Source organism: Chitinophaga sp., from assembly GCF_039596155.1.
GTDB lineage: Bacteria > Bacteroidota > Bacteroidia > Chitinophagales > Chitinophagaceae > Chitinophaga.
Map to the genome: position 1 here is coordinate 1 of NZ_JBCNKF010000001.1, position 13,730 is coordinate 13,730.

General features: G+C 41.9%; 11 protein-coding genes, 1 other RNA gene and 1 pseudogene. 9 read left to right on the plus strand and 4 right to left on the minus strand.

What is annotated here, in order from left to right; all coding sequences use genetic code 11:
* On the plus strand, positions 1–286 hold a 286-nt coding region (locus ABDW33_RS00005; protein WP_343688009.1), incomplete at its 5' end, for a hypothetical protein.
* Positions 287–349: 63 nt separating this feature from the next.
* Here the strand turns inward: ABDW33_RS00005 and rpmA are convergent.
* Positions 350–622: a 50S ribosomal protein L27 gene (rpmA, locus tag ABDW33_RS00010; RefSeq protein ID WP_116851816.1), complete on the minus strand. Its 273-nt coding sequence runs from the start codon at positions 620–622 to the stop codon at positions 350–352.
* Between the two features lie 29 nt (positions 623–651).
* Positions 652–954 carry a 50S ribosomal protein L21 gene (gene rplU / locus ABDW33_RS00015; RefSeq protein WP_072359712.1) on the minus strand — a complete coding sequence of 101 codons (303 nt, stop codon included), beginning with the start codon at positions 952–954 and terminating at the stop codon, positions 652–654.
* A 345-nt stretch (positions 955–1,299) separates the two neighbouring features.
* On the opposite strand from rplU, the gene ABDW33_RS00020 reads away from it, so the two are divergent.
* The 3 genes from ABDW33_RS00020 (at position 1,300) to rseP (ending at position 5,457) form a co-directional block, all read left to right on the plus strand.
* Positions 1,300–2,796, plus strand: a complete 1,497-nt coding sequence (locus ABDW33_RS00020; RefSeq protein WP_343688010.1) for a GH3 auxin-responsive promoter family protein — start codon at positions 1,300–1,302, stop codon at positions 2,794–2,796.
* Positions 2,797–2,858: 62 nt separating this feature from the next.
* Positions 2,859–4,025: a 1-deoxy-D-xylulose-5-phosphate reductoisomerase gene (locus tag ABDW33_RS00025; RefSeq protein WP_343688011.1), complete on the plus strand. Its 1,167-nt coding sequence runs from the start codon at positions 2,859–2,861 to the stop codon at positions 4,023–4,025.
* A gap of 97 nt (positions 4,026–4,122) precedes the next feature.
* Positions 4,123–5,457, plus strand: coding sequence for an RIP metalloprotease RseP (gene rseP / locus ABDW33_RS00030; RefSeq protein WP_343688012.1), 1,335 nt, complete (start codon positions 4,123–4,125; stop codon positions 5,455–5,457).
* 119 nt (positions 5,458–5,576) lie between these two features.
* Here the strand turns inward: rseP and ABDW33_RS00035 are convergent, their stop codons facing one another.
* Complete coding sequence (locus ABDW33_RS00035) at positions 5,577–5,717, minus strand: hypothetical protein (protein ID WP_343688013.1); 141 nt, start codon at positions 5,715–5,717, stop codon at positions 5,577–5,579.
* A 170-nt stretch (positions 5,718–5,887) separates the two neighbouring features.
* Between ABDW33_RS00035 and ssrA the strand changes: the two genes are divergently transcribed.
* Positions 5,888–6,261: a transfer-messenger RNA gene (ssrA, locus tag ABDW33_RS00040) on the plus strand.
* Between the two features lie 161 nt (positions 6,262–6,422).
* Complete coding sequence (locus ABDW33_RS00045) at positions 6,423–6,902, plus strand: IS1595 family transposase (RefSeq protein ID WP_343688373.1); 480 nt, start codon at positions 6,423–6,425, stop codon at positions 6,900–6,902.
* A gap of 154 nt (positions 6,903–7,056) precedes the next feature.
* Here the strand turns inward: ABDW33_RS00045 and ABDW33_RS00050 are convergent, their stop codons facing one another.
* Entirely contained in the window at positions 7,057–8,361 is a 1,305-nt protein-coding gene (locus ABDW33_RS00050; RefSeq protein ID WP_343688014.1) for a S41 family peptidase, read from the minus strand.
* Positions 8,362–8,883: 522 nt separating this feature from the next.
* Here ABDW33_RS00050 and ABDW33_RS00055 point away from each other — a divergent pair.
* From ABDW33_RS00055 to ABDW33_RS00065, 3 genes and pseudogenes are all read left to right on the plus strand, one after another.
* Positions 8,884–10,206, plus strand: a pseudogene (locus ABDW33_RS00055) (ISNCY family transposase).
* A 692-nt stretch (positions 10,207–10,898) separates the two neighbouring features.
* Positions 10,899–13,334, plus strand: a complete 2,436-nt coding sequence (locus ABDW33_RS00060) for a TonB-dependent receptor (RefSeq protein WP_343688015.1) — start codon at positions 10,899–10,901, stop codon at positions 13,332–13,334.
* Between the two features lie 165 nt (positions 13,335–13,499).
* Complete coding sequence (locus ABDW33_RS00065; RefSeq protein WP_343688016.1) at positions 13,500–13,691, plus strand: hypothetical protein; 192 nt, start codon at positions 13,500–13,502, stop codon at positions 13,689–13,691.
* Positions 13,692–13,730: the final 39 nt, after the last annotated feature.

A 13,730-nucleotide genomic window follows, 5' to 3' on the forward strand; every position in this document is an offset into this window, starting at 1 on the left:
AGCAGCTTTCTTAGCAGCAGCCTTTTTAGGAGCAGCTTTCTTAGCGGTTGCTTTTTTAGCAGCAGCTTTTTTAGGAGCAGCTTTCTTAGCGGTTGCTTTTTTAGCAGCAGCTTTCTTAGGAGCAGCTTTCTTAGCAGCAGCCTTTTTAGGAGCAGCTTTCTTAGCGGTTGCTTTTTTAGCAGCAGCTTTTTTAGGAGCAGCTTTCTTAGCGGTTGCTTTCTTAGCAGCAGCCTTTTTAGGAGCAGCTTTTTTAGCCGCTTTTTTAATTGTTGCCATTGTTTTTTGAATTTTGGGTTAGTAATTAAAATTGGGTATTAAAAAAAACTTTATGGCAAACACTGCGCCAAGCTTACGCCTGGGCAGTGGTGTCAAATGATTTTACAGAAACGATGGTTCTGTTCTCGCGTCCTTTTCTGAACTCAACAACACCATCAGCTACCGCAAAAATGGTAAAATCTCTACCAATTCCTACGTTAGCACCTGGATGATAAACGGTACCGCGCTGACGAACGATGATGTTGCCAGATACAGCAGGTTGACCACCAAATATTTTTACTCCCAGCCTTTTGCTTTGGGAGTCACGGCCATTCTTTACACTACCTTCACCTTTTTTATGTGCCATTTCTATGTAAGTTTTAAAACTTTAATTAATTAAGCAATTTCTGAAATACGGATCTTCGTAAAGTGAGTACGGTGACCAACTTTCTTCCTGAAACCTTTTCTACGTTTCATTTTGAAAGCAATAACCTTATCTCCCTGAACGTGACTCAGGATTTCTGCTTTAACTACTGATTTTACATCAGTACCAACGGTCAGCGCGCCGCCATTATCTATTAACAGCACTTCAGAGAACTGCACTTTATCTCCGATATTTCCCTGCAACTGCTGTACAAAGATTTCTTGGTCTTTTTGTACTTTGAATTGCTGACCTGCGATTTTTACAACTGCAAACATAGTGATCCAAAAATAATTTCCTGCAAAAGTAGGATTTGTTTTTAAATTGACAAAGTTTTCTCCATATTTAAAATGTGTTTGCCTCTGAGACACACGTTTTAAAGGAGAATACCATACATTTTCAAAGATACGTAGTTTATTTTAATATAGTTTGTTATTATATGTAAGTTCCACAACTATCTATGCACAACAATACCTTAAAAGCCACGTTCACTGCTGATCCGCCAATTATTCTGCAAGACTACTCAGCCACAAAAAAACTGCTCGCACACAGTTCATTCCATTCCTTTTATAACAATTTTTATTTTATACATTTGTTCTTTCACATATTCTAAAATAATGGGCATGAAGCTTAAATCACTGCTTGCCAAACCATTTGCTTCCATAGTAGCCAACAGGATCAGGAAGGAGATGCAGAGGGCGGTAGAAGACCAGGAAGCTATCCTGGAGGAGTTGATTAAAACAGGCAGGAAGACCGAATTTGGAAAAGACCACCACTTTGACAATATCCATTCCTATAATGATTTCAGACAGGCAGTACCTATCAGAGATTATGAACAGTTTAAGCCTTATATTAATAAAATAAAAGAAGGCAAACAGAACATCCTCTGGAAAGGCTTGCCGATCTACCTTGCCAAAACATCTGGTACGACCAGTGGCGTAAAGTATATTCCAATCACCAAGGAATCTATCTCTAATCATATAGATACTGCCAGGAATGCCCTGCTCAACTACATGGCAGAAACCGGCCATACTGATTTTGCCGATGGTAAACTCATCTTCCTTTCCGGTTCTCCCGTGCTGGAAAGAGTGGGAGGTATTCCCTATGGCCGCCTCAGTGGTATCGTGAACCACCACGTACCCCGCTACCTGCGTACCAATCAGCTACCCACTTACGAAACAAACTGCATCGAAGACTGGGAAACCAAGCTGGATAAAATAGTAGATGAAACCATCAATCAGGATATGACGCTCATCTCTGGTATTCCACCATGGATGCAGATGTATTTCGACAGATTGATAGAGCGCAGCGGAAAACCTGTAGGTGAACTATTCAAAAATCTGAATGTACTCGTATATGGTGGTGTGAATTTCGAACCTTATCGTGCAAAACTCATGGCATCTGTAGGCCGTCCTATTAATACCATCGAGACTTTTCCTGCATCCGAAGGTTTCTTTGCCTTCCAGGATACACAGGAGCACAAAGGGCTTTTGCTCAATACCAATTCCGGTATTTTCTATGAGTTTATACCTGCCAACGAAATTTTTAACGAACATCCAACCCGTCTTTCTCTGAAAGATGTGGAAGTAGGTGTCAATTATGCGCTTGTTGTAAGTACCAATGCAGGTCTCTGGGGTTATAACATCGGGGACACTGTAAAATTCGTATCTACCAGTCCATATCGCCTGCTGGTAACCGGCCGTATCAAACATTTTATCTCTGCTTTCGGTGAACACGTGATCGGAGAAGAAGTAGAGCATAGTCTGATGACCGTAGCGAAAGAAGATAACATACAGATCACAGAGTTTACCGTAGCACCTATGGTTAGTCCTGCAGCTGGCGAGTTGCCTTACCACGAATGGTTTGTGGAGTTCGAAACTCCGCCGGCAGACCTCAGCGCCTTTGCAAAAAAGGTGGACGATAAGCTCCGTAAAAAGAATATTTATTATGATGACCTGCTCACCGGCAACATTCTGCAGCCACTAAAGATCAGAACCGTGAAGAAGCAGGGCTTCATAGATTACATGAAATCTGTTGGCAAGCTTGGCGGCCAGAATAAGGTACCAAGATTGAGCAACGACAGAGCATTAGCCGACGAGCTGATGAATTATCTGGCATAAAGCAGGATCAATGTCGGACGACTCATGTCCGCATTTCTTGTAATTCCCTTATTATTGCAACAATGAGTAAGAAAAATATAGCCATTTTTGGCTCCACAGGATCTATTGGTATACAGGCGCTGGAAGTCATTGAGGCGCATCCTGACAAGTTCAGTGTTGAAGTATTGACCGCTGGTGTCAATGCTGATCTGCTCATTGAACAGGCCCTCAAATTCAGACCCAACGCAGTAGTCATCGCGGACGAATCCAAATATGAAAGCGTAAAGGAAGTGCTCTTTGACAAAGGCATCAAGGTATTTGCCGGTGCTAAAGCCATGGTAGAAGTTGCTTCCTGGAGCTCTATCGATATGATGCTGGCTGCCATTATGGGCTTTGCCGGTCTGGCACCCACCCTGGCTGCCATTGAACAAGGTACCCCTATCGCGCTGGCCAACAAGGAAACCCTGGTCGTAGCGGGGGATATTGTTATGGGCGCCGCCAGAAAAAGGAACGTACCCGTAATCCCTGTAGATTCTGAACATTCAGCCATCTTCCAGTGTATGATGGGCGAATCTTCTGCCAAAGTGGAAAAGATGATCCTTACTGCCTCAGGCGGACCTTTCCTGGGCAAGAAAACAAACTTCCTTATCAATGTGAAAAAAGACCATGCCCTCCAGCATCCTAACTGGCGCATGGGGCCGAAAATCACCATTGATAGCGCTACCCTGATGAACAAAGGACTTGAAATGATCGAAGCCCGCTGGTTGTTCAATATTGATCCCGATAAGATCGAAGTCGTAATCCACCCGCAATCCATCATTCACTCCCTGGTTCAATTCGTAGACGGCAGTATGAAAGCCCAGATGGGATTACCTGATATGAAACTGCCGATCCAGTTTGCACTGGGATATCCTGAAAGACTGGTGAACGATTTCCCTCGTTTCTCTTTCAGGAATTATTCTAACCTGACATTCGAACAACCCGACACCAAAACTTTCCGCAACCTGGGTATCGCAATGGAGGCGATGATGAAAGGCGGAAATGCGGCCTGTGTCATGAATGCCGCAAATGAAGAAGTAGTACATGCATTCCTGAAGAACCGCATCGGCTTCCTGCAGATGACAGATGTAATAGAAGAAATCATGGGCAAGGTGCCATTTATTGAAAAGCCTACCCTGCATGACTATTATGAAAGTGACCTGGCAGCAAGAGAATATGCGAACAATATGATCAATGCTATCATAATTTAAGAACTTTATAACATGTAATAGCTGCAATATCGCAGTAATACAGGCTATCTTTGCCCTTCCTGTTATAGAGAAAAAACAACATATATTTACTGTATACATGACAACAGCACAAATATTGATAAAAGCCGCTCAGTTAATACTGTCATTATCTATCCTGGTAGTATTACATGAGCTTGGACACTTTATCCCTGCAAAACTGTTTAAGACACGCGTAGAGAAATTTTATCTCTTTTTTGACCCCTGGTTTTCATTATTCAAATTCAGGAAAGGTGAAACAGAGTATGGTATAGGCTGGTTACCACTGGGTGGTTATGTAAAAATCTCCGGTATGGTGGACGAGAGCATGGACCGGGAACAGCTGGCTAAGCCGCCGGAAGCATGGGAGTTCCGCTCTAAGAAAGCATGGCAGCGTCTTATCATCATGATTGGTGGTGTGACTGTGAACCTGATTTTAGGTTTCCTGATCTATTCCATGATGTTATGGCATTGGGGAGAAACCTACCTGCCTACAGCCAATGCTGCCTATGGTATTGCAACTGATTCCCTGGCACAGTCAATTGGGTTAAGAGACGGAGATATGATCCTGGCAGTGGAAGGCAAACCTGTAGAAAACTTCAAGGCCATCCCTGGCCAGATCGTTCTGCGTGAGGCAAAAACGATCCAGATTTCCCGCGACGGACAAAAGATGGATATCGCAATACCTGAAGGTGTTGTGGGAAAGATGATCAAACATAAGAACTCACTAGTAGATATAAGGATACCTTTCCTGGTAGATACCGTGGTAGCTAAGACACCGGCAGACAGTGCCGGGATCCGTAAGGGTGACCAGATTCTTACCATGAACGGTCAGCCCGCCTATTACTATCATGAATACAAACGGGAGATAGAAAAGGATAAAAATCAGACAGTGCCACTGCAGGTTTTGCGCAATGGAGATACTGTGAACTTAACAGTTCATGTTCCTGAAAAAGCCGTGTTAGGTTTGAATGTGAATCCTGAGAAAATGTTCAAATTCTCTGTGAAGCACTTCACTTTCTTTGAAGCAATTCCGGCTGGCTTTAATAAATGTATTAATACACTGGTAGGATATGTTCAGCAGTTGCGTTTGATCTTTGTATCTAAAGAGGTGAAAGCAAGTGAATCCCTGGGTGGTTTTATGACGATCGCGAACCTCTTTCCAGGTGCATGGGATTGGATGGCCTTTTGGGAAATGACGGCGCTATTGTCTATTATCCTGGCGTTTATGAATATCCTGCCGATTCCGGCGTTAGATGGCGGACATGTGTTGTTTTTGATTTATGAGATGGTGACCGGGCGTAAGCCGAGTGAGAAGTTCCTGGAGTATGCACAGATCGTGGGTATGGTGATATTGTTTGGCTTGCTGTTGTATGCGAATGGACTGGATGTGTACAGACGTATATTTGGGAAGTAAGTATAAATTTAAATGTTAAAGAAGGAAGAGGTCGAAAGGCTTCTTCCTTCTTTTTTTATGCTAATTATTTTCTTTGGGATAGGTCTGTGCCGGATGATTTTTGAATTTCGTAGTGCGTTTCAGGCTATCTTTTTTTCGATTTCCTGAATGCGTAGTTCCAGCTTATCCATCTGGTTTTTAATAGCCAGGAATCGCAAGGCAAGTTTTTCCTCCATTGACCGGAGAGCGCCCAAAACTATTGTGAATTGTGAGTCTGACATGGTTCTCTCTTTTCCAGTAATTTACTCCCCTTCCCTTATCTTTCCAAATAATAAACCTCTTAAGTGAATGATAATCATTTGGTTATTATGTTGATTCGCTCACAATCACATGCTGATATTTTATTTATATCCAAATGTTCCTTATCTTTGTAAGCTGCGAAAGCAAACCTGGGGCTGCCCGGTTTTGACAGCATAGGTCTTTGAAAGTGTAAGCATGTCGTGCGTTGGATAATTAGCACGTAAATCTGAATACCCAAACTCTAAATGGCGAATCTAACTACGCCATGGCTGCCTAATCAGAGATTAGACACCCATTATAGCCGCCGCACGCAGGCCGTTTACTCCTGCAGCCGCCGCCGAATCAAAACTATGTAAAATAGGTACTCATGGTTTCTGTGAGTGAGTGCTGAAACAACAACGGATAAGGACAAGGTTGGTTAGTTATGCCCCTGCCGTGTCTCGAAAAAATAATGCATAAATAAGCATGTAGAAGCCTTTCGGAGGATGTGTTTGGACGCGGGTTCGATTCCCGCCAGCTCCACAAATCGTTGTAAATTATCTGTTTGCAGCTTTTATTTCATTACTAAAAGGTTCATAATCAATGATTGTGAGCCTTTTTTGTTTATTATACCCCCGTGAATTAATAGGAACTAAAAACACCAATCTGGTTACCTACGCTTCAAATTTTAGTTGCCTATTAATTTATTGATAACGAATGTTTTAAATACAAGATATAATTTCTGTCAAACAAGTGCATGGTATTTTAAGCGCAAAGTGCAGGAGGCCATGCAAAGTAGTGAACAGTTTCCATTACAAGGTCGTGTAGAGGTAGATGAATTTGTGATTGGCGGCAAGGAAGAAGGGAATCAAGGTCGGGCTAAAGGAGATCGAAAAATTATCCTGATAGCAGTTGAAAAAGTATGCCGTAATAGAAAGACAGGCAGAGCTTATGCCCAATGTATAGAGGATTACAGCTCTACATCATTTCAGCCATTTAAGGAAAAACACATTGATAAAAAATCACGGGTAGTGACGGATGGCTGGACAGCTTACGCTCCACTAAAGAATATATTTCCACGGTTGGAGCAGATAGAATCTGGGAATGGCAAAAATTTTCCTCATTTACATACTCATATCATGAATTTTAAAGGTTGGTTAAGAGGGGATTCATCATCGTGTTTCTGAAAATCATATGCAGGCATACTTAAATGAATTTCATTTCCGATTTAACAGAAGAAATCACTTGGACAGTATAATGCACAAACTTTTATCCGGAATGGTTGCTACTGCACCTTTATTTTTAACATTATGAGAGCTAAATTGGTAATGCTATAAATACTTAATGTTTTTCTCTATGCCTGATTAATTTCATAGCTTCTTTCAGGGCCATTTCGGCCGGTACTGTCTTATCCGGTACAACCCCTCTCCAGTCACTTTCTCCGGCCCCGATATCATAATATAATGCACTGGATATGGTCATGTCCAATTGTGTATGCGGCAGGCGTGCCGGTACAATGTCTCCATAGCTCTTAATCAGTCCGCCTGTTTCTTCCCCTATAATGGTTCCCCGTTTGTAATGTTTAAAACACTGGGCGAAATCTGCGGCAGAGGAATACGTTTGCAGGTTAACCAGCAGGTAAACTGATCCATCGAACCTGAGCGGGTTGGGTTTTAGCGGAATGTCAGCATAAACAACGGTGTCCACTGTGCCATCAGGTTTGGCTAATAAGGCTATGTCTGAACTGTCCAGGGTTTTGCCTTCCCTGTGTGCTTTTAGCCGTTGCTTTAAAAAACGACTGTTTTTAACGACGACTTTTTCGTATTGTCGAAAAGGTTGGTCCAGAAGATATTGAAAAAGATCGTCGCCCACGTCTGAATCGCCCCCGGCATTATCAATTAAATTGATGATCAGATGTTGTATGCCTTTGTGGCTGATCACCGTAAAAGCAGAATCAGCAAAGGCCGTATATCCGTTCCAATCAAAGTTTTTGAAGGCTATGATGGCGGTCTTGTCTTGTTCTATAATGGAGAGTGAATAATTAACTTCATGCGCTGTACTTGTCTTGATAGGGGAGTCTTCCTTCCGCTTGTCCAGCTCTATTTGGCGCATTCCTTTTATGTGTACTGTTTTGTCGCCTGCCTTGTCTTTGTATTTTATTTGATAGTTTCCATTGGCTTTATAGAGCGCTTCCAGGTAGAAGTAAAAACGGCTGCTGCCAAAATCAGCTCTGAATGCGCGGTTTTCGCCGGTATTTAAATTGATGATGTCGTCGACGATTTTTTGAGCCGGGATATTATTGATGCTTACTATTTTAGATTTAACAGGAAACTGAGCGTCGATGGTCTGATAGGGGCCTTCGCAGATAATAAAGGGGGCCGCAGGGGAGAGCTTAAAAGAGTAGGGCAGTACCACCGGGTTTTCCGCATCATAGTCCTGAAGTATATGAAAGTCTGTATGACCGTCATCCAACTTAGCTAACAGCGGTTCTGCTTTTAAATAAAAATCCAGTAGGCTTAAGTCTTTGCTGAAGCTGTTTTTAGTAGCCTGCACATCTTGATAAAATTGCGCTTTGGGATAACGGTAGTAGGGATTAGGATGGGTGTCTTCTAAATATTTTACCAGTGTGTCGATGTCTTCCTTCATCTGTTGAGGACTATACTTCCTGTATATTCTCTGTCCGGATACAATATGATAAAATGAAATACAAATAACTAAAATCAACAGTCGTCTCGTCATGATTCCTGATAGTATAAAATGGGTTATTAATAGAGGTATCATTGCTGTGCTAAAGTTTGCGCACTTGCTTAATACATATCTGCTGCTGAAATGCTTGCTGGTACGATGTGCTATTTCATTGTTCAGATATTATTATGCCATGTTTTCAAAAGACAGCGCTTTGTGTTCGTCATGATTTCCTGTCAGGGCATCAAAATAAGATTCTTTTATTTTGTAAAAAATGTTTTGTTTTTTATAAAGAATATTTTACTTTCGGAATAACAACGAGAGAAGTATTAAATCCTACTACCTTGTTTGCCGATATTGATTTGATAATCCATTTTGTTAACATGAATACATACCTCTATATAGAATCTTTCTATAAAATTATTAAAACATTGATAATCAATTTACAGTAGCATTATTTTGCTGTTTGGGGCGATATGAAAAATGAAGCTATTTGAATCGCTACGCTTGAAGTTTGAGAAGCCTAATTGGGCCAGAAATCCAGAATTTGCCTATTGGATACTATTTTAGAACAGCATCCTGAGTTGATTAAAATATTAGCAGCTGATGTATTGTAAGGTAGTAAGCAAAGTGAATTTGGACGTCAGGATATGCCCAGCGTAGAACAGATAGTGCGTGCAGCGATTTATAAGGAGATAAAATACCGTGAACTTGAATTTGTTCAGATCGACTCACGCATCTGCTAGCAGTTTGTAAAGCCTGATGACCGCCATCCACTTAGCTTTCACGTATTCCAGAAATATATTTCAAAGATAAGTGAAGAGAGTTTGCAACAATTACTGGTAGCATTGTACAAGATTGCGATCGGGGAAGGACTGGAGGATGTCGCGTAACTACGTCAGGATAGTACCGTTGTTGAAACCAATATACATTATCCAACTAACAACTCATTAGTATGGGATTGTATTAAAGAAAGTCATCGGCTACTCACGCAATTATCTGAGGAAGTTAAAAACTAGATTGGCGCGATTATACAAAAAATACCAAAAAGACATTTTTCAAAATTAACAATACAAAGAGCGGGGATAAACGGGTGGATCTGTTTAACAAGTATTTAATCACATTTACAAAATGTATTAATCAGGTGACCAACGTGGTCAAAAAAAAGTCCGGTTGTAGCAGGAAGGCATTGACTGTAATATTAGAATTGAAAAAGCTGCTGCCTTTGATGGAACAAGTGTATGATTTCACCTGGCGCAAACAAATAAACGGAGAATAGGTCTCTAATGAAGAGAAGATATTTTCCATTTATGAGCAGCATACCGACATTATAGTAAAAAGCCAAAGACAAATTAAGTTCGGTCACAAGATAAACCTGACAAGTTGCAATAGCAATCTGATATTGAGTTGTGAGGTGTTGAACGGTAATCCATTGGATTGTACGCTGTATCAAAAAACTATAAATAAAATAATTGAAGCTTACCAGATAGTTCTACGGGACAGTGTTACCGATGGTGGCTATGCCTCCAAAGAGAATGCGGACTATGCACAAGGCAAAGGAATTGTTAACATTGTATTTAATAAGATAGTAGGTAGCTTGAAAAACATTGTGAGCTCACAGAATATGGAAACACGATTGAAGAAATGGCGAAGTGGAATCGAAAGTGTTATTTCAAATTTAAAGCGCGGCTACAATTTATCGAGGTGCAACTGGAAGGGAGAAGGACATTTTAATAAAAAATATTATGGAGTGTGTTTGCTTACAATATCAGGGGGATGACCACCGCCGTATTGGCTGGATTATAACAAAGCTATTGTGAGAAAAGCGATAAAACAGTAGGTCTATAGAGCTTACTATGCCCTGAAAGCATCTAAAACAGTACTTTTTGATGATTTTAATGCCCTAAACCGCTTCCTATAGGAATGAAGAAATTTAATGATCAGATAAACCCAAGAAATACAAATAAATCGGAATACTAAATAGGAGGTTCTATTATAGTCGCAGACTTTATAGACAGACGCTATATATACTGCAACGTCAACTTAAGGTCAACTATTAAATACTGTGGTTCCGCTTTGCAAACAGGCAATAGCATACGTTTTTGAGTTTTGATAACCTGTATTTTACCTGTTAGCCGGATGTGAAAAAAGTTTCTTTTTTTGGTGCACTATTAAGAACTGCGACTGATAGTATAACTGATATCATAAAATTTATTTTTAGACTGCTGATGTAAACCCGTTTTCTCAAAATAAACCCGTTTTTCAAAATGAACCTTTTTCCTTTAATTCATTAGCCCATGTTTTAACGAACATTCCTTTTGCCATGAAGCACTCGTGAGTGCCGGTGTGCAGTCTTTTTCGTCATCACAATACTGGTGATATATGCCCTGTGAGTTGCTGTCAACGGACGTTTGTCCCTGGTCGGGGTTTGCTGCGCGCTATTGTCTGTGTATTGAACGGGACGGTCATTATGAATCATTGAAAATGCCATGCTGTAAATGTTGACACGACCAATATTAATATGTCTGTTGTTTATCCTATCGGAGAATGTATCAGCGCAACAAGCCGCTGTTGAGCAAAAGAAGGGAGGAGACCACATTTTTATCGTGCGATTGACGGATGGCGCAGGACAATCTGTTGCGGATGCCACGCTGTTGCTGTACAGGCAGACGGACAGCATGCTGGTAAAAACAGCCATCAGCAATGCAGATGGGAGTTTTAGATTTACAGACCTGATGGAAAATAAATACTTCCTGAAAGTATCACACCTGGCATATAAGGACACCACATTGTTCATCAACAGCATCATGGCAATAGCAGAAACGCTTCGCATCACGTTGTCGCAGGATAAGGGGAGGAAGCTGGAAGGTGTTACCATTACCAGCCGGAAACCGCTGGTAGAGCGGAAAATAGACAGGGTTGTGTTTAATGTGGAAAATAGTGTATCCGTTACTGGTAGTAATGCATTGGATGCACTGAGAAAAGCGCCGGGTGTAAGAGTAAGTGGTGATAACAGCATCGATATGATCGGAAAAGGCAGTGTGCAGGTGATGATCAACAATCGGCTGATGCAGATATCCGCAGCAGATCTGCTCAACATGCTGAAGACGATGCCGGCAAGTGATTTATCAAAGATTGAGGTGATTACGAATCCTCCCGCACAGTTTGATGCAGCCGGAAACACAGGCCTTATCAACATCATCACGAAGAAAAACAGGACTGCCGGTGTGAGTGGAAGTATACAGGGTTCGTACAAACAGGCCGTGTTTCCTTCTTATGATGGCGGCGGAACACTCAATTATCTGCAGGGTAAGTTGTCTGTCATGGCTACCGCTACCGCAGGCAGGCAGATGAATTATGGAGTGAATGGGAGTGAGATATATTATCCATCGGCGACATGGATCAACAAGGGAGAGAGCAGTTCAACTACCCGTCAGTTCAGTGGCTCCCTGGGTGTCGATTATGAGCTGAATAACAGGCAGCTGCTGGGCGTGAAATACACAACAACCCAGGGGAAGGGCGATACCAGATCTGAAACATCAACAGAGATCTTTGCGCTGAAAGGCTTACAACCGGACTCGTTGATACAAACAAAAAACAACACGCCGGCAAACAAACAAAGCCACAGTGTCAATATGTATTTCGAGCATAAGTTTGATTCGACGGGAAAGAAGATGACCGCGGCAGTAGACTACTTTTATTACGATAAAACGCAGGACCAGACATTCGAAAGCTATAATTTTTTCCCCCATGGCGGAAAAACCGGTGATTCAGCGTTGGCGAACAGCCAGGCGGGACAGAAGATACATGTCTACACAGGACAACTGGATGTACAATTGCCCAACAAGTGGATAGACATGTCTTTCGGAGGTAAGCTCACCTTCATACAGAACGATAATAACACAGGTTATTACAATTTATCGGCTGGAAAGGCTTATTATGATTCGTCAAGAAGTAATGGCTTTGATTATTCAGAAAGAACACAGGCCTTGTATATCAGTGCCAATAAGCACTGGAAGAAGTTCGAATGGCAGGCAGGCCTGCGCGGGGAGTTTACACAAACGAGGGGCTTCTCGCAAACCTACGGGCAGACTAACAATAACAGTTATTTCAAATTGTTTCCCACCTTATACATGTTGTACAAACATAGTGAGGAGCATGTATATGCATTCTCTTACGGCCGCCGGATCAATCGGCCGGGATATGCAAGACTGAATCCTTTCCGGTGGTATGCGAGCCCTTTTACCTATTCCGAAGGTAATCCGTTTCTGCAGCCTGCTTACAGCAGTAATTTTGAGGTAAGGTATGACTACAAAGACTGGTTATCGTCGCAGATATACCTGAACATCCTCAGTAATGGCTTTGATCAGATCGGGATACCAGACCCGGCTACGAAGATCACTGCTATCATACAGCGCAATTTCCTGAAGGGATATAACTATGGCGTGATTGAATCCGTGAACCTGACGTTGGCAAACTGGCTGGAAAGTTATAATCAGGTGCAGGTATATCACAACCTCACCGTTTCCTCCGATCCGAACACACAAGATCGGATCAGCGGATGGAGTGCCTATCTGTCAACGGACAACACCATCCAGTGTAACAAGCAGGGCACGTGGCAGGCAAATATCAGCTGCTGGTACCAGTTTCCGGAAGTTGACGGCGTAGACAGGGTGGGAGCTTACTATAGCCTGGACATAGGCACGAGAGTGATGCTGTTCCAAAAGCGGTTGACCCTGGGAGTACAGGCAACAGACATCTTGAAAACCAATAAGGTAGTCATTCACAGCTGGACCAACGGTATGCAGCAGGTGTATGACAGTTATCCGGGCAATCGCACGGTGCAGTTATCGATGGCTTACAGGCTCGGGAAAAAGGGGAAAGTGAAGAAACAACACGAAACCAATACAGAAGAAAAAAGCAGGACTAACTGATAAATTTTTTACCGGTAAATGCAGGTGGTTGACCCTAAGTGGCCATTAAAGGTCGCTATCCTGTGACAATCAATCCATCTTTTATTAGATGTGTTGCGTTCCATAACTGGCTTAACAACGTAAAACTTCAGCCAAATTTCTTTATCGCTTCAAAATTTTAAAAAAATGGGAAACAAAAATCTGCAAGACTTACTGAAAAAAGTAATGATCGAAGAAAACCAAAAAGAAATCTCTAACCTGGATGACGCAGCTTCTTACATGATCCGTGGTGGTTATGATGAATTGGAATTAAGCGGTTGCTCTAAGATCAAAGGTTGTGTGAAGTCTAAAACTTTAGAAACAACTACCAGCCTCTAATCAACTGGCGGGGGAGCAGGGATTCATTCCTGTTCCCTC